Source organism: Desulforhopalus vacuolatus, from assembly GCF_016918505.1.
Classification (GTDB): domain Bacteria; phylum Desulfobacterota; class Desulfobulbia; order Desulfobulbales; family Desulfocapsaceae; genus Desulforhopalus; species Desulforhopalus vacuolatus.
Genome location: NZ_JAFFPZ010000012.1, coordinates 31674 through 49273, shown reverse-complemented (window position 1 = coordinate 49273; position 17600 = coordinate 31674). Strand labels below are relative to the sequence as shown.

The 17600-nt window shown below is 50.4% G+C and carries 14 protein-coding genes; 6 read left to right on the top strand and 8 right to left on the bottom strand.

The genetic code is table 11. The features are described 5' to 3' along the window. Positions 1-2: 2 nt before the first annotated feature. Complete coding sequence (locus JWG39_RS09220; protein ID WP_205219105.1) at positions 3-617, bottom strand: ferredoxin-like domain-containing protein; 615 nt, start codon at positions 615-617, stop codon at positions 3-5. Positions 618-711: 94 nt separating this feature from the next. Here JWG39_RS09220 and JWG39_RS09215 point away from each other — a divergent pair, with 94 nt between their 5' ends. Next, positions 712-1290, top strand: coding sequence for an NUDIX hydrolase (locus tag JWG39_RS09215; RefSeq protein WP_205219104.1), 579 nt, complete (start codon positions 712-714; stop codon positions 1288-1290). 34 nt (positions 1291-1324) lie between these two features. On the opposite strand, the gene JWG39_RS09210 is transcribed toward JWG39_RS09215, so the two are convergent. Continuing rightward, positions 1325-1876: a DJ-1 family glyoxalase III gene (locus JWG39_RS09210; RefSeq protein ID WP_205219103.1), complete on the bottom strand. Its 552-nt coding sequence runs from the start codon at positions 1874-1876 to the stop codon at positions 1325-1327. A gap of 242 nt (positions 1877-2118) precedes the next feature. Here JWG39_RS09210 and JWG39_RS09205 point away from each other — a divergent pair, with 242 nt between their 5' ends. Further along, a complete protein-coding gene (locus JWG39_RS09205) occupies positions 2119-2868 on the top strand; it encodes an arginine N-succinyltransferase (protein WP_205219102.1) in 750 nt (249 codons plus the stop codon). A 379-nt stretch (positions 2869-3247) separates the two neighbouring features. Here the strand turns inward: JWG39_RS09205 and JWG39_RS09200 are convergent, their stop codons facing one another. Both JWG39_RS09200 and JWG39_RS09195 read right to left on the bottom strand, forming a co-directional pair. After that, on the bottom strand, positions 3248-4999 hold the full coding sequence (locus JWG39_RS09200) for a hypothetical protein (RefSeq protein WP_205219101.1): 1752 nt from the start codon (positions 4997-4999) through the stop codon (positions 3248-3250). Between the two features lie 128 nt (positions 5000-5127). Continuing rightward, positions 5128-8550, bottom strand: a complete 3423-nt coding sequence (locus JWG39_RS09195) for a transglycosylase domain-containing protein (RefSeq protein ID WP_205219100.1) — start codon at positions 8548-8550, stop codon at positions 5128-5130. 477 nt (positions 8551-9027) lie between these two features. Between JWG39_RS09195 and JWG39_RS09190 the strand changes: the two genes are divergently transcribed. The 3 genes from JWG39_RS09190 (at position 9028) to yhbY (ending at position 12656) form a co-directional block, all read left to right on the top strand. Beyond that, positions 9028-10827, top strand: a complete 1800-nt coding sequence (locus JWG39_RS09190; RefSeq protein ID WP_205219099.1) for a lytic transglycosylase — start codon at positions 9028-9030, stop codon at positions 10825-10827. A gap of 233 nt (positions 10828-11060) precedes the next feature. Next, the gene (locus JWG39_RS09185) at positions 11061-12284 is read left to right on the top strand and encodes a TraB/GumN family protein (RefSeq protein ID WP_240192068.1); all 1224 of its coding nucleotides are present in this window, start codon (positions 11061-11063) and stop codon (positions 12282-12284) included. A gap of 18 nt (positions 12285-12302) precedes the next feature. After that, a complete protein-coding gene (yhbY, locus tag JWG39_RS09180) occupies positions 12303-12656 on the top strand; it encodes a ribosome assembly RNA-binding protein YhbY (RefSeq protein WP_205219098.1) in 354 nt (117 codons plus the stop codon). Between the two features lie 77 nt (positions 12657-12733). Here the strand turns inward: yhbY and JWG39_RS09175 are convergent, their stop codons facing one another. Next, positions 12734-13495, bottom strand: a complete 762-nt coding sequence (locus tag JWG39_RS09175) for an MBL fold metallo-hydrolase (protein ID WP_205219097.1) — start codon at positions 13493-13495, stop codon at positions 12734-12736. Next, positions 13492-13947 carry a dUTP diphosphatase gene (gene dut / locus JWG39_RS09170; protein ID WP_205219096.1) on the bottom strand — a complete coding sequence of 152 codons (456 nt, stop codon included), beginning with the start codon at positions 13945-13947 and terminating at the stop codon, positions 13492-13494. Before dut ends, JWG39_RS09175 begins: the two co-directional genes overlap by 4 nt. Positions 13948-14351: 404 nt before the next feature. On the opposite strand from dut, the gene JWG39_RS09165 reads away from it, so the two are divergent. Continuing rightward, on the top strand, positions 14352-15317 hold the full coding sequence (locus JWG39_RS09165; protein WP_205219095.1) for a D-2-hydroxyacid dehydrogenase: 966 nt from the start codon (positions 14352-14354) through the stop codon (positions 15315-15317). A 486-nt stretch (positions 15318-15803) separates the two neighbouring features. Here JWG39_RS09165 and JWG39_RS09160 read toward each other — a convergent pair whose 3' ends face one another. Further along, positions 15804-16760: a formylglycine-generating enzyme family protein gene (locus tag JWG39_RS09160; RefSeq protein ID WP_205219094.1), complete on the bottom strand. Its 957-nt coding sequence runs from the start codon at positions 16758-16760 to the stop codon at positions 15804-15806. 38 nt (positions 16761-16798) lie between these two features. Continuing rightward, entirely contained in the window at positions 16799-17590 is a 792-nt protein-coding gene (locus tag JWG39_RS09155; RefSeq protein ID WP_205219093.1) for a hypothetical protein, read from the bottom strand. Between the last annotated feature and the right edge of the window lie 10 nt (positions 17591-17600).

Genomic DNA, 17600 nt, shown 5'->3' with positions numbered 1-17600 from the left:
ATTCAGACCTCCGCGTAAGGGAAAGCAGTATTATCAGTCCATTGACAGAGGCGCAGTTTCTTTGCATCAACACCGTTGTGATATTCGATGATCTTCCCAACCATCTCCAGCACGGTTTTCTCATCGACATCTTTCCCGACTCTCCTGCCGATGGCAGGTCTGCTGCCACCGCGGCCGCCAGCGTAAATATCAAACCCCTTATTGGTGCCGACCACTCCGATATCGGTTGTCAGCGGATTGGAGCACATATTTTTGCAACCGGCGAGAGCAATTTTAAGCTTGGGTTTAGTGGGGATTTCAGCGTAAAGTGCGAGAATATGATCACTCAGCGCCTCAGTATCATATTTTCCGAGGCAGCAGTATTTTTCTCCGGTGCAGATACGTGGTTTATGGAGAACACCTGGTGTCTTAAAGGTTGCTCCAAGGGCGGCAAATGGAACCTTGACTGCCTCCAGGTCTTCATCCTTTACGCCGGTGAGACGAAGGTTCTGCGACAGTGAGAAATAGATTCCAAGTCCATATTTTACAGCGACCTCCTGCGCCACCTCCATCATTTCAACCGACAGGCGGCCAGAGGGAAGAATTACTGTAACTGTTGCGAATTGGGGCTTGCCCATTGTTTCTACTCCTTGTTTTTTAAATTAAACGTGGAAAAGGCAGAGAACAGATTCTCTGCCTTTCCTTTACTTTTACAATACGAATGTAAATGATATGAATGACTACAGAAAAAATGAAGTGCCCCGGGCTGCCGCAGTAGCCATTATTGAGATTGTAAAGCCGGTCCGCGAGGTACTGGTGTTACGCCGCAGTGCCAGTAAAAATGATCACTGGTCGGCACAATACGCATTTCCTGGAGGTCGCTGCCAGACTGACGACGGTTCTCCACTCTCCACCGCCATCCGTGAAACCTGTGAGGAGTGCGGCATTGAACTCTCCCCCAGGGCTCTGGTTGAGACACTGCCAACGACTCCCGCCGCCCGCAGTACCAAACATCCGGTGCCGGTACATCCCTTCCATTTTCGTCTGGACCACCGCCCCTCTCTCACCCTTCAACAACGAGAGATACAGGGGGCATGCTGGGTGAAGATAGCCGACTTTCTCAGTCCGTATGGCCACGCCATGAGGGAGATGATGCCGGGCCGGCTGCCGGGCAGGTACTATCCCTCCTGGCCACTGGACGATTACTATCTGTGGGGCTTCACCTACGAACTGACTCTGCGCACCTTTGGCAATGACAGCATGCTGAAAAATCTGCCGGTGGCACCTCTTCCGTTGACTTCAGAAGAGTAAAGGGAAAGAGCAAAACCTTTCCCCTGAAAAAAAATCAGCGCAGTGCCATCCCTTGCTCAACAGCCTCGCGTTTTTCTTTGCCTTCCAGCTTTTCGAGCATCTCAAGGGCAAAGGGAATGGACCAGCCTGCACCACGTCCGGTGACGCAGTTCCCGGCGACGACAACCCCTTCATCCTGCCGCCGCTCTGGAGCAATCTTATCCATAAAAGCGGGATGGCAGGCAGCTTTTTTACCCTCCAGCAGGCCCTGTTTTTCAAGCACTACAGCAGGAGCGGCGCAGATACCACCGAAGAGCCGCCCTTGTGCGTTCTGGTTCTTCAGAAGTTTTTCCACTTCGGGGGATTTGGCAAGATTTTCTGAACCCTTAACGCCGCCGGGGATGACGATGAGATCCCACTGAGAATCCATGCACTCATGAATCATTTTGTCGGCAGTAACCTGTACTTTATGAGAAGAGTTCACCTGCTGATTTTCACCAATTGAAGCGGTAACCACTTCAACCCCGCCACGTCGCATAACGTCAACCACTGCCAGTGCTTCTACCGTTTCAAACCCTTCTGCAAGAGCAACAAGAACTTTACTCATGATTCCCTCCGAATTTTGCAAAGTGTGTATAATATGTTATTGAAACTATTACAGGTTTCAACGTGCATAATATACATCATGGCACAGAAATACCATGGAGGAAGTGACGGTCGAAGAACAAAATATGCCATCAATTCGCGATTGACATCGCGATTGACATCGCGATTCCCATGAGCGTGGAGGAAAAGAGTTGATAAAAATTTTCCGTTGGAAATATCCAATCTTTTTACACAGGAGCAAACATGAAACAGCCATCCGAGATTAAAGAACCGTTTTCGCCTTCTCTCCACCTGCAACCAGAACAGCAGCGTAGAGGTTTTAAATGGAGTCATCTGATTCTAATGATGCTGGCAGTAATGGTTGTTACCGCTGCCGTTACCGGCTGGATCATTAAGAGCACTTTCTTTGCCTCCCCCCTGCAGCCGGTGGTATTGACCTCCCAGGAACAGACGGTGCTGGACAATAAACTTGCCGAATTCGAGGGATCCCTGCGCAGAACGGAAAGCACTCCGGCGAAGAGGAATCCCACAGCTTCGACTGATGATGACGAGGTCCAAAACGGAGTACTTCAGCCGGAAAAATATTCCGAGGAAGGTGCCTCACGCACCATCAATCTTACCGAGCGGGAAGTAAATGCTTTACTGGCCAACAACACCGATCTCGCCAACAAGGTGGCAGTCGATTTCTCTGATGATATGGTCAGCCTGCGGATACGCCTGTCCCTCGATAAAGACGTCCCTGTTCTCGGCGGCAAAACCTTGAAGATCAAGGCCGGAGCCCGGCTTACCTACGAAAACGGGCATCCCGTTGTCATTATCAAAGGAGTAAGTCTGATGGGGCTTCCGGTGCCTGCGGCCTGGCTTGGAGGATTGAAAAACGTCGATCTTGTGGAACAGAGTGGCGCCGCCGATGGTTTCTGGAAGCAGTTCGCCGCCGGGGTAACATCACTCAAGGTGACAGACGGGGCATTGCAGATGACCCTCGCGGAATAAAGGGAGAAAGAAAAAGGGAGACGGGAGACGGGAGACGGGAGACAGGAAAAATCGGCACAACAGTGATCCCAGTAATGGTGTTGTAGAGACAAGGCATGCCTTGTCTACACGGTGACGATAAACGTAATGATAACGGTGGAATGAATTGTAACGCATGGAATAAACTGACAGCAATTCTCTGTTTAATTTTAAAATCTTTTTTTAAAGTTTTTTACCTTTATTCGCATGTTTAGAGATTTCCTTTGGCAAAAAGTTTTTCGCTGTTCCGTCTTTTGCTTTTTCCTGTCTCCCGTCTCCTTTCTCCCTTTTCCCGTCCCTGCCTTTACATTCGCCAATAGAAAATGGCATTTAGTAAGATCAGAACTTAATAGGAATGGTATCACTGCGCAGGGAGCATATCAGTGGAATATCTGATCTCCACCGGTTGCGTCCACTCTGCACCCTCTCTTTCAAAGGCGGAATCAACACCATCAGCCGGAGTACCGGGCTGCACAGGGACGCCGGCGGATTCGAGTTCATTAAGACTTTGCCTGACCTTGTCCAGATTATCAATCACCTTGCTGCGAAGATCAGATGCAGGATACTTCTGCAAAATGCCCTGCAGTATATCGCGGCTCTCTTCCAGCAGCTGCTTTTTCACTGCAGGATCCTGACTTTCCGTAAAGCGCATAAAGAGTTGCGCCGCGCGGCGACGCGCATTTTGTACCGCCTCTTCAGTCAGCTCCTTAAGTTTCACCTCTGCCTTCGTGGCGTACACCGTATCACTCAGAGCAGAAACAGCAGCGATAGCCTCATCATATTTTCCGTCGCGGGCAAACGTCATCGCATCATTCCAGCGTTCCTGTGCATCTTGCGTGTCCTGCAACTGTACAGTCTCCCTGCTGACCGTCAAAGCGAGTTGAATTTCCTTCAGTTGCAACTGCTGTTCCGAGCTGATGATATCAGCAGGGATTGTCTTCAGCAGATCCTGTGCCTCCTGGAACCTGCCTGTGGCGTTGAGCTCATTCACCTGTACGAGGAAACCGTTAAACCATTCATTCTCGAGGTTGACAACGATTTCCCTGATAGAGTCGACGTTGGAAGATGCTGGCGAGTAGGGGTAGTCGGAGAGAAACTTTTCCGCCTGCCATATTACGCTGAAACCGTCTTTCTTTGGAATAAAACCGAGGAAATTGCGCAGCAGTGCAGAATATTCCGCCAACTCCGGAGAACCGAAAGCAGCACGGTCAAGCATGGAGAGCTGTACCCGCACCCACGTCTCAACACGCCCGGGATGTTTATACTCCTCAGAGATCTTTTGATACTGTTTGCGGGCCGCATCATAATCATCAGCCGCAGTGTAAAGGTCGGCCAGAACCCGGCGCAGAGAAATAAGGTCTATCGCCTGCTCTTTTGAGTTGGATATCTTATCAACGATCTCGGCATACACCAGTGCCGCCCGTTCTTCCTGATGCAGATACATCAGCGCGTTTCCGTATCTGATGCGCGTTCTGATACTGACCCGACGCGACAACTCTTCGGGGATCTCCAGCCACACCTGCACCACCTGCTCATATTCTCCGGCCGCAGAGTTGCGTTCGATGAGATTCTCAAAGTTGGCAAGGTCAGCCTTGAATTTCGTGCCCGGCAGAGGAACATCAGCCTCCTGATTAAGCATGACACCGCAGCGGCTTTCGAGGAAAGAGACATCACTTTTCTGGAGTTCAAGAAACTGCTCTCGACTGATCGCAATGTCGTCACCCCGGGCAGAAAGCATCTGAGAGCGCAGAGTATTGAAGGAGTTGGTGATAGTCTGCATACGACGAAAACAACGCACCATATCTTCTGATTTCTTTTTACTGAGGTTCGCGCCCGCTGATCTGCGGTCGAGCTCATTCCAGCGATTGAACTTGCGATTGTATTCGAGAATTCGCCCGTTGACATAGTCAAGATCCGGCATCATCACATCCATCTCTTTCTTTACCGGTTCCTCCTCTGTCATATCCCCCAAAAACTCAGAAGAGGTAACAGCTGGCTCTTCAGCAAACTGCTGCACAGCGGGTTGCGGATAAAAACGGGGATGTTCCATGGTACAACCGGTGAGACCAGTCATTCCGAGGGTGAGAAACGCACTGACTATTATCTTTTTCATATTCGTACCATTGATAAAATTACAGGGTTTTCAGTTCCACCTGAAGGATGTCACCGGATCCGGTCTTATGGGAAGATATTGAATAATTGCCCGTCTCCCGCCTCCCCTTTTCCGCCCTTTCCGCGCCGTTACAGTTCGACGTTCTCCTCTTTAACGATATCTACCGGTCTGCGGCTCAAGGTCTGAGCCTTGTCATTGCTCCAGAAGGGTTTGAAAAAAGAGGCGGCACTGAAGTGGCCAGGATTATTTACCCGGCCGAAGGTGCGAATTGCCCGGGTACCATCTTCCTCAATCGTGGCAGGGATGGCAACCCGACCGCCGGTATTACGATCAACCCTGAGATTAAGCTGTCCGAGTTCCGGCCGGAGCAGAGTCGGACCATACGCTGAAAGCGCCTGCGGATCAAGTTTCTGCACCATGCCCTCCTTCTTGAGAATGGTACTGGCGATATCGCTCCATGTGGGCAGAGCGCCGTTGGAGCCACTGATATGCAGCCTGCCGTGGCGCATGGAAGTGTTGTTGTCGAACCCGACATAAACGCCCACGGCATAACCGCCCTGCAGGGTCATCCCTTTGCCAGAGCTGTCGACTACCGGTACAAAGCCGAAAAAAGAACCGTTGGTATAATTATTGGCAGTACCCGTCTTACCAAACAGAGGAACCGGCAGGTCGAGTTTTTTCTCCGGATTAATGTAGCGCACCCTGTTCCAGGCGTAGTTGCCGGTACCAAAATGGATGACATTTCCAAGAATGGAGTTGATCTCCATACTGGTCTTTGCATCAACGATGCGGCGGGCACGTCGCATCGGCTGATAGAGGAGGTCTCCGTCTGCGGACTCAATATGGTCAATAATACTCAAGGAATCGGGTTGATCTTCCACCGGGTCGACACCGTCGGCAAAGCTCCGTCGCCCGCCCCAGGTGACAAGACTGCCACTCACTATTGTCTCATAAAGGCGGGTCATCTCAAAGGGAGTAACCACGTTAGAGCCGAGGGGAAAGGAAAGCACCGGCTGCAGATCGCTGCTGACGCCCATTTTATGACCGAGTTGAACAACATAGTGCAGTCCAAGCGCAACGCGGAAATCAGGAATATTCTCCAGGACCTCAAAGTCGTAAGGACGCCTGTCGGAAAGCTCAGCCAGTTCCAGTTGAAGCTGTTTGTTGACCCGGTCGACCGCCTGGCTGCTTATCCCGGATGTCCCGACGTGAATGCCCTCCCAGAAGAGACGCCGTTCAGTCTCACTCCTGTTCTCCAGATACTGTATGAGCGTATCGCCGTCAAAGAGGGCCATTTTTTCTGTACTTTTCGGTGAAAAGTAAAACGTACCGTCAATCATCCCTTTATAAAGAGGACCATGGATCGGTTGATGCTTTTCAAAGAAGCCGAGAGGACGTGCAAGCTCGGAGGACACCGCCGCCTGAAAGGTTTCAAGGGGTTGGCGCTGCTGCTGCAGCTGCAGATAGCTTTGCCCCAGCATCCCCCGTCGTTGAAACAATTCTGCCCTCTTTTTCGCGTCATCTGTTCGTTCTATCTGTTCCTGTAAAGATGTGAAGAGGGATGAAAAATTCCCGCCATACGGAAGGTCGCGCAGCCGCTCATACTCTGCGCCCATGCCGTCAAAAACAAAATCCGCCTCCAGTGCCTTTACTGCACGGCTGTACGCTGCTGTGTCGAGGGCCCTTCTACCAACAGTAATGCCAATGATCTTCTGCATGCGGGCAACGTAGGAACGGTAGGATTCAGTCTGGCCACTCACCCGCTGCGGTGTGAAGCCAAGCTGATCGGCCACCTCCCGAAACTGAGCACGATTGAGTTTGTCACAGAGGTGATCAAGCAGCCAGATAGAAGCGATGTTTTCAGATTTCACTCCTGCCCAGTTCATCGAAACCTCGGCAAAGGGACTGATGTGATCAGGCCGGGGAAAATAAGGTGTCCCCTGATAGTTAAAGACGGTACGTGCATTGCGCAACAGGTCGGCAGAATTCCATCCAAGCTGAACCGCCGCTGTATAGACAAGGGGCTTAAAAGCTGATCCCATGGTTCGGCGGGCATAGAAAGCGCGGTTAAAGAAGCGGTTTTCTGTCCCTCCGGCCATGGAGATAATACGTCCGTCACGCACCACAATTGCCCCCCCCTGAATCTGCGGATAGCGGGCAAGGGCGAGTTTTAATTCGCCTTCACGGACAGTCTCACCTTTTGTGTTTTCAGTTTCGGAAGGAGCTTTTACCACCCGAACCCAGACGCGGTCACCAGGTTGAAGTTCTTTCAGCAGTGCCACGAAATCGCTTTTTTCAGCCTCAGCCCTGCGGCTGCCAGGGTTAAAGCGTGCCATCCCGGTAGCAACGTCAGCAAGCCCCTCCTGATCAATTACCCCCACCCCGAGCTGCTGGTCGAGGGTGACAAAGACCCGTGTCTTCCCGTCCAGCTCTCCCACTTCGCGGAGAGTCCCGAAGAGGAACGCACCCGGTTCAACCACCGAATCACCGGTATAATCAAGGGCAGCAAGTTCCTTTTGCACTGCGCTGCGTTTGTAATCACGGATGGAGACATCCACCTCGGAGAGATGTCGCCGCAGGGTGAAGAGAGTCTCTTCCTGCAAATCTTTATCTATTGTTGTTACAACGCGAACCCCGGAGGTTGCAATGTTATCTATGTTGTGATCGGCGAGGGCATCAAGCACCTCATCGGAGGAAACGGCATCCCGTACCAGTTCCATGACATAATTCAGCGCATAACCGACCTTGCCCTTCTTGAACTCAATGGGGGAAGAAATAGCCTCATCATGAGTCGCCTGATCAATCATACCCAGATCAAGCATTTCTCCAAGGACGTAGCCAAGACGGGTCTGCGCCCGCTTTTTGGCGAGAGCCACACCCTCTTCCGTTTTTTTGCGAAAAGGATTGTAATAGTTCGGACGTTTCACACTGCCGGCAATAAAGGCACACTCCACAAGGGAAAGATCCTCTGCTTTTTTGTCAAAATAGTAGCGGGCGGCGATGCCGAGCCCGAGCCCGTTGCCACTGACATAGAACTGATTGGCGTAAAACTCAAAAATCTGTTCTTTGGTGTAAAAATGTTCAAGACGAAGAGCACGGATCAGTTCCTGCAATTTGGCCTTGTAGGAGCGTTCCGATCTTTTGAAGAGATTCTTGGCGGTCTGCTGAGTGAGGGTAGAACCGCCCTGGACCACTCGGCCTGCCTGGATGTTTTTCACCATCGCCCGCAGGATACTTTCAGGATCAAAGCCCCTGTGCTCAAAAAAACGATTGTCTTCAGAAGCGACGAGAGCATTGACAAAATCTTTGGGAATGTCTTCAAATTTTACATACTGCCGATGTTCAGTATCGAAAAAAACACCGAGAGGTGTTTTTCCGTCATTGTAGAAAACATGACTCTCCCGACTGAGCAAACTCTGGATGTGTTCAGGCTTAATTTCTCCTTCGGGGTCCTGAACAATAAGATGATGCAGCCAGAAACCACCGGCAGCGACAACCAGTACCAACAACAGGAGGAAAAAGAGGGAAACGCGAATAATTGTCTTTATCATTTTGGAAAAACGGAAACCGGAAAGAAGTATTTTCAGGAAGCCGGCCCCTTCATAAGGGTACCTTGAATAACCAGTCTTTCATCCATCTTCTTCGTTACAGTCAAAAATTTATCCTCGGAATATCAAACATATACCTCCGGTAAATTTTCTCCTGCGCCTCGAATATGAACGAAATACAAGATTATTCAAAGTACCCATAAAAAGCCGCTAAAAATGTTGCGCTTTGTCAGGATATCGGGTTTAACTACGAGCTTGTTATATACCTTGAAACCAGCGGTATTTCAAAACGTTCCATTCCGTCTCCTGTGTCAAAAGTTTCTCATCTGAGGAATACGTCCGTAAGTTGTTTTAGAAAAAAGTTTTTTTTATGTTTACTTTAAGCCGCTGTGAAACTGAATTATTTACCAACTTTACCTCTGGAACTCAACACCCGAGTTTTTTTTCACGACTCCTTTACTCGCATAAAAAACAACTGACATGCAAAAATGCCATCTGCTGCAGCTGATCTGTGCCACGGTACTAGCTTTCCCGCTCATGCTCAGCGGGTGCGCCTCTTTGAAGAATAATGCTACCGCTGATAATGTTCGCAAGGTTACCTGTCATACTACTTCCTTGAGTGCGGTTCCTTCCTCTACAGGGAAAGAAGACTCGCTGGAAGACGCTGAATCTACGCATGATATTGCCGAAGAGGTGGAGGCACTTTCCCAATCGGGAAACTGGGGACCGCCCGAAGGTCAACCCACCCGCAAGATGGAGACAGGGGAAGCACAGGAAATGCTTTACGACTTCCCGGTGGAGTTGAATAATCAGGTTCGCACCTATATTCATCTTTTTCAAACCAGTCAGCGCCGGGATTTTGCACAGAAACTCTGCCGTTCAGGAAGATATCTTGAGATGATGGAGAAGGAATTTGCCGCCTGCGGTATCCCCACAGATCTTGCCTATCTCTCCATGGTGGAAAGCGGTTTTAATCCCGTCGCCCGTTCCCAGGCCAATGCCGTAGGACTGTGGCAGTTCATCGCCAGTACCGGTCGCATGTATAACCTTAATGTAACGAAATGGATTGACGAACGCCGCAACGTGAAAAAATCAACGCATGCCGCTGCCAGCTATCTCGGTGATCTTTATCGTGACTTTGGCGACTGGCATCTCGCGGTCGCCGCTTATAATGCCGGTCCCGGCAAGATCCACAGGGGGATGCGCAAATACGGTGTCAATAATTTCTGGCCGCTTGCTGCCACCAATCACCTGCAGATGGAAACAAAACGCTATGTCCCCAAGCTCATAGCCACCATTATCATCGCCCGCAATCCCGAAAAATATGGTTTTAGCAGTGTAAAACTTGAGAAGCCGCTCAACTGGGATACCCTTACCGTTGGACCCTCCATGCGCATGGATGCCGTGGCCCTTGCAGCAGGAACCAGTACCAGAGAGATTCGTCAGCTGAACCCGGAACTGCGTAAACAGATGACTCCTGCAAGTATCGCGAGTTACCGGATAAAAATTCCCGCAGGTACAAAGAAAGTGGCGATGTCTAATATGAAACGCCTGCACACCATCGCCACTACAGATTTTAAAAATCACAAGATCAAGGCCGGTGACACCATCTCTTCAATCTGCAATCGCTATAATATAAACGCCACAACCCTTCTTAGAGTCAACAATCTCACCAGCAGCACTCTCATCCCTGGACAAAAGCTGCGTATTCCTTACAGTATTTTCACCTGTAAACTTTTGCCCAAAGGTTCCAGCAGTGCGATGCTGGCATTCAAAGACAGCCTGATCCTGTACAAGATAAAATCCGGAGATACCGTTAGCGGGATCGCTCATAAATATCATGTTCCGAAAGAACTCCTCGTGCAATGGAATGGATTGAAGAGCGAAAACAGCATCCGCGCGGGGAAACAACTCGCGCTTTTCATTGATCAGACCGGTTACTCTGACCTTTCCGGAATGAAGAAGACAGGTTCCGTCACCAATGGTTCCGTAACCATCGCCGCCACCCAGGCGACAAAATACAAAATCGCCAGAGCAGCACAGCCCGCTGGTGAACCTCTTATTACGGCGGGACAGAAAAAGATTCTCAACCCCCGCAGTCAAAGGTCTCAGATTGCCATGGCCAACAGCGCTCCGCAGTTGTACCATGTGCAGGACGGAGATTCACTGTGGATGATTTGTCTCAAATTTCAAGTGTCCATAGCTGATCTCAAAAAATGGAACGATCTGACAGATAATCAGATCCAATCCGGCCGCACCCTTAGAATCAAGCGCGGTTGAGTTCTTCTGCCCCTCCTTTTCTGCAGACCGTTCCTGAAAATGCAGATACGACTTGCAGAAAATCACTCAGCAGTCTATTTTGACGCGAATTATCCGAAATAGATGGAAGAGCACCTGTTTTTCTCCCCGCTTTCGCCTTCTTTTCAGAGATTCCCCCCCTAAATCCGGGACAACTTTTTCCGCGACTTCAATGCTCTCCGGTACTTGCCTGCCGTTACCCAGAAGGCCCATCCATGAACACCACTGACACCGTTACAGAAATGCCAGATCCTCCCTTTCCAGCACATCAATACGGCCGGGATGTCCACGAAGTGCACTGTGGTGATAAAACCATCCTTCTCATCGGGACCGCCCACATTTCGCAGGAATCTGTGGACCTGGTCACCGAAGTCCTCACCGGTGAGGAACCGGACTGTGTTTGCCTTGAGCTTGATGAGAAACGCTACCAGGCGATTACCCAGGAAAAGGTGTGGAAAGATCTCGACCTGAAAACCGTCATCAAAAACAAGCAGCTCTCGGCACTGATCGTCAACCTGATGATGGCCAGCTACCAGAAACGACTCGGCAGCAAAACCGGCGTAAAACCAGGTGCGGAACTGCTCACCGCCGCAAATATTGCCCGAAAGAACAATCTGCAGATCTCACTCTGTGACCGTGATGTGCGCATCACCTTGCGCCGGGCATGGAAATGTACGCCTCTCTGGCGCAAGGGCTGGCTTATTGCCAGCCTCTTCGCCGGTATTTTCGAGAAGGAAGAACTTTCCGAAAAACAGCTTGAGGAGATGCGTCACAAAGATGTCCTTGATGAAATGCTCAATGAAATGGGAAGCAGCCTGCCAGAATTGAAGAAGGTCTTGATCGACGAACGTGACACATATATTGTCGAGAAAATAAAGGCTTCTCCGGGCAAACGCTTTGTTGCGGTGGTCGGCGCAGGCCACGTGGCGGGAATGCTGAAGAAGTTTGATAGAGATAACCGCGATAAACTCGTAGAGATTACAACTATCCCCCCCATCTCCACCGGATTTAAGGTGGCTGGCTGGAGCATTCCGATCCTCATTATTGGATCCATCATCGCCATTGGATGGCGTGAAGGAATGGAAGCAGCAGGCAGCAATATGATCTACTGGTTCCTGGCCAACGGAATTCCTTCGGCCATCGGCGCGGCTCTTGCCTTTGGCCATCCATTAACAGTTCTTGCAGGCTTTCTCACTGCTCCCTTCACCAGCCTCACTCCTGTGATCGGAGCGGGCTATGTCTGCGCCTTCACCCAGGTGTGGCTGCAACCGCCGATGATCCATGAACTTGAAACATCCGGCAATGATATGACCACCGTACGTGGCTGGTGGAAGAACCGCCTGTTACGTATTTTCCTCGTTTTTGCCTTCTCCAGTATCGGTTCTCTGATTGGAACCTGGGTAGGCGGAATAAAAATTTTTAAAGGACTTGTCGGCTGAAAAAGTCGACAATGCGACATGGAACTACTGAAAAAGACAAAAAAGAAAGAGAAACTGGCACCAGCTCCGGAGATCACCTCAAAACAACGACAATATCTCAAGGGACTTGCTCATCCACTCAACCCGCTGGTACAGATCGGTCGGGAAGGTCTGAGTGAAGGCCTTATCGAGATGGCCAGCAGTGAGCTCTCCCTGCGGGAACTGCTCAAGGTGAAAATCTCTCAGAACAGCGGGATGGAAAAGGACGAGACTGCCACTCTGCTCGCTGAGAAAACCCATGCAGCGATGGTTCAACTCATCGGTAAAACCGTCATCCTCTACCGTCCCAACCCCAAACTCGATAAAGAGAAACGCATCCGTCTCCCTAAATAAAAGGGAAAAAAAGGAAACAGGAGAAAGGAGAAAGGAGTCTCCTTTCTCCCGCTTTTGCCTTTCTTCCCGTTTTTGTCTCAAAGCGTAATCATCGCCAGAGGTTCACTCTGGCTGGCGGTGTGCAGCTCGACTCCTGCATTGAGAACTGCCCCGGCCGCCTGCTGCGCGAGCCGGGGCAAATTATTTTTCTCACTCAAATGGGCGAGCACCAGATGACGCAGCACACCGTTCTGCACCCCCCGCAGGAACTCCGCAGCATCCTTATTACAAAGATGCCCCCTGCTGGAACGAACACGCTGCTGCAATGGCAGCGGATAGGGGCCGTTTTTCAACATTTCCAGGTCGTGATTAAATTCCAGGATCAAGCCATTACAGGCAGCAAGCCGGGTATCCATCAGGCAGGTGGTTTTGCCCGTGTCGGTGAGATAACCAAGAGAGGATTTTCCGTCGCTGACGACAAAACCAACCGGGTCGGCAGTATCGTGGGAGATGGCGAAGGAGTGAATCGAAAGGGCACCGACTTCAAGGTGTTCTCCAGTTTCAAAGGGCACCGTGTTAAAAAGTCGTCCCATCTTTTTACGACCGTTCTTGAGCGTACCTTTATTGGCATAAACCGGGATTTCCAGCTTGCGGGAGATGATACCGGCACCGTGAATATGGTCGTTGTGTTCATGGGTGAGACATATTGCCCGCACAAGACTGGCATCGCGCCCTACCGCCTCAAGCCGGAGCAGGGTCTGCCGGCCGGATAATCCGGCATCAATAAACACTGCGGTCTCGCCACTCTCGACATAGACACAATTCCCTTTACTGCCACTGCCAAGAACTGAAAAATTCATTCTCCCCCACTCCCCATTCCAGTATGTCCAAATCCGTCTGTACCCCGATCGGTGTTGTCCAGTTCACTCACCTCAACAACCTCTACCCGAACCACACTCGCCAGCACCATCTGAGCAATACGGTCACCACGCCACAAAGTAAAGGGTTCACAGCCATGATTAATGAGCGGAATCTTTATTTCACCGCGATAATCACTGTCGATGGTCCCGGGGCTGTTAATCAGGGTTATTCCATGTTTCACAGCAAGCCCGGAACGCGGCCGTATCTGCGCCTCAAATCCGTCAGGGATGGCCATGGCAAAACCGGCGGGAATAAGAACAATCTCACCAGGTTGTAAGACAACGGAGTCCTCCACTGCAGCACAGATATCCATGCCTGCAGCTCCTGCCGTCTGATACTGCGGCAGTGAGAGTCCTTCACCATTTTTCAGTTTGCAAAACTCAACTTTCATCAGTTCTCTACATGTAGAATTAATATCAAGGTACCCAGCAGGGTACCCCTCACTCCCAAAACCTATCAAAGCCACAGCAGCCTATTGTATATCTGGTTCTTTTCAATCGCTTTTTCATCATTTTTCAACAAAGATTGGCACAGGCACCTTTTTCATTTTGAGAAACTGTAACTTCTCAAAAAGATATGGAAAAAGACAAAAAATGCCGTACCGCCTTTTGCTTTTCCGTCCTTCCCGGTTTAATTTCAATGAACTTTTTGTTCTTAAATGTTTTTTTGTTGTTCACGGTTTTCTGAGAAATTACGTCTTCTCTGCCGAGAACAGGAACAGTTGACAGGAATCCCACGCATTCCATTGAAAATATAACACTGAAGAGATATCCCTTGAATCCCCGGAGAACAGCCATGAAAAACAGCACCAGAAAAATCGTCTTTCTTGACGCCGAAACCATCCCCGAACACATCACCCTTCCCCCCTTTGCTTTTCCCCATGAATACACCTCTTTTCCTTGTACAACAGAGGATGAAATCATACAAAGGGCAGCAGAAGCAGAAATCATCATGACCAATAAAGTGCCGCTGCGCCGGGAGTGCATTGCACATCTGCCAGAGTTGAGGATGATTGCAGTCACAGCCACTGGCTACGATATCATTGACCTTGATGCCTGCCGCGACCGTGGCATTATTGTCTGCAACGTCCAGAACTACGCCGAAACATCTGTCCCTGAACACGTCATTGCCATGATCTTCGCCCTGCGCCGCAACCTCCTCACCTATCACAAAGGTGTTATGGCAGGGGAATGGGCAAAAAGCAGACAGTTCTGCTTCCTCACTCATCCCATTGGCGACATCGCCGACTGCACCATTGGCATCATCGGCAGTGGCAGTCTCGGCAGCGCTGTTGGAAAGATGGCGGGAGCTCTCGGCATGAAGGTTCTCTTTGGTGAACGGCGGGGAGCAACCTCCATCCGTGAGGGTTTTCACCCCCTTGAGACTCTGCTGAAAACTGCCGATATCATCACCCTGCACTGCCCGCTCAATAACTCTACCCGCAACCTGATCGGAGCAAACGAGCTGGCAATGATGAAAGAGAATGCCATTCTCATCAATGCCGCCCGCGGAGGACTGGTTGATGAAGCAGCTCTGGCCGACGCTCTGAGGGCAGGCCGGATCGGGGGAGCAGGAATTGATGTGCTGACCACGGAGCCGCCGACCGCCGGCAATCCACTGCTCGATCCAACTCTCCCGCAGCTCATTGTTACCCCGCACATTGCATGGGGATCCGACAGCGCGATCACAAACCTCATCGGTCAGGTGGTAGAGAACATCAACCGCTATGCAGAAGGGACACCGATTCGCCGGGTGGTGTGAACCTCAATTTTTTTCAGACTGTACTTTATGCCGGGGGAGACTGGGAAAAGCAAAAAGCGATAAGACAATTTTTTTACCGCGAAGAACGCGAAGGAAGGCAAAAGCGGGAGAAAGGAGACGGGAGACGGGGAAAGGCAAAAGACAGAAAGACAAAGACTGGGCAGCCAACGAAACACGCTAAACACGCGAAGAAAGACGAAAACATTTGAGAAAAATATTTTTAAAATTAAACAGGGAGGGACGAAAGAAGGGATACAAGAGAAAGGAAGCAGGAGACCAGGAAAAGGTCTTTGTAGAGACGACCAATTTGGGCGTCTTCAGCACAACAGGTGCCTCATCCCACAACAGACATTTCTACAATGAAATGAATTTATCATCCTGTTTGTCCCGCGTTTTTGGGGGCAGTACAAATTCTCGGTAAAATTATAACAAGGAACGATTTTCATTCTTCGGCAGATTTGGGGCTGCACATCCCCTACCAGCCCGTTAATGAACTGGGAGAACAAGCCGGAATCCAAGGTCGTTACTGGAGAAATCCGGCGAGTTGTAGTTACGATTCGCAGCCCGCACGTTCCTTGGGGTATCGCCCCAGCTGCCGCCGCGATACACGCGGTAAGAACCAGAATCCGGCCCCTCAGGATTGTTGCGAGGGCTTGAATCATAGTAGTTCTCATTGAACCAGTCAGAACACCATTCCTCGACGTTACCACTCATATCATAAAGTCCCAGACTGTTGGGAGCAAAGCTGCCAACCTTCGTTGTCTGGCGTCGCCACACCCCCGTTTGGCTGTAAAACTCTTTCTCATGTGCACGCCCACTAAAATTTATCTCACGGGGATCGGCAATATCTTTACCATTGCCAAAACGAACCTTCTTTCCACCTTCACGGGCGGCATACTCCCACTCCGCTTCCGTGGGCAAACGATAGATTTTCCCACTGCTCCTGTTTAATTTGGAAAGGAAATTTTCGGTGATATCGTTCCAGCTTACGGTTTCCACAGGATAACGATTGCGATTTTTGAACATGCTCGACTTAAAGTAACTCGGATTACTGCCCACACTGTCCATAATCTTTCGCCATTCCCTCTGGGTCACCTCATATTTCCCCATATAGAAATCATCAACACAGACCTCGTGCACCGGCTTTTCATTTTTGTATTCCTCGCCAAAGGTATCTCCCATCTGATAACACCCTCCCTTCACCAGCACAAACTCCATACCGGTCGTGGGATCTCGAAACTCTTTCCCATAAGAGCCAACGTCTCCGGCAACGTCCACCTCATGTTTCTTCTGTGGGGGGGTGACAATTCCCTCCGCTTTTCGTTTTGCCGGAGCATTGGCAAGAATGCTGTCCACAGCGGAAAGCATGTTTTTGGTGCGGCCCAGGGCAATCTCTCCAGCGTTCTTCTTCAGAATCAGTGATTTTTCGTCTTTTCCGCTCATGGTATTTCTCTGGTAGTTTTTTTCGAGGGATTAGTCCATCACACCATCTTCCGAAATTCCTGCCGCAACCGTTCCCTTTCCTCTTTCAGCGCCGCCTCCTGCTCGGTGAAATACGCATCATATTTCCCGCCAAGCTGTACCACAAACTGCCAGATATTGTCCTCCTGTATCCGCTCAATCTCCGCTGCCAACTCGTCTACCCGCTGACGCAGGCCTTTGATATGCGTTCGCAGTTTTTCTTTGTCATCCATTTGTTCACTGGCGGCAACAAAAGCGCCGCTCTCGAGGCTGACGAGAATCTCCTCAACCGTGGCCTGATCGTTCATCCGGTACGCGTTGTTCAGCTCCTGATATTGCTCCTCTGCCTTCTCCTTCACCTTTTCATATTCTTTGCGGGTTTCTTCATTGTCCCCAATATGCTTTGCCTCTTCCGCCCCGGCAAGCATCACCTGAAGTTTGAGGATTTGGGAGATAATCTCCCCAAGACACACGCTGTACTGACGGTTAAAGCCATCGATGGTGTAGAGGAATTCATCCCGCTCCCCGCTGAGCAGGATCAGTCTGCGCTCCAACCCCTGCAACTCCAGCTTGAGGGCAGCGATTTCCGGGTCACCCCATGGAGTGACAGGGGTGTGAATATTGAGAAAGGTGGTAATGTGTGAAAGCGCTTCGGGGTAATCCAGGGTATCGAGACAGGAGAGGATAAGAGTCAGTTCCTCTACCTCCCCCGACCTGCAGCGGATCTTATCCACCTGAAGAGAGATGGTCTCCTCATCTTCAAGACTGATCGCCGCCTTGATAATCTCCAGCCGTTTTATCAGTTGCTGCATGATGTTTTCT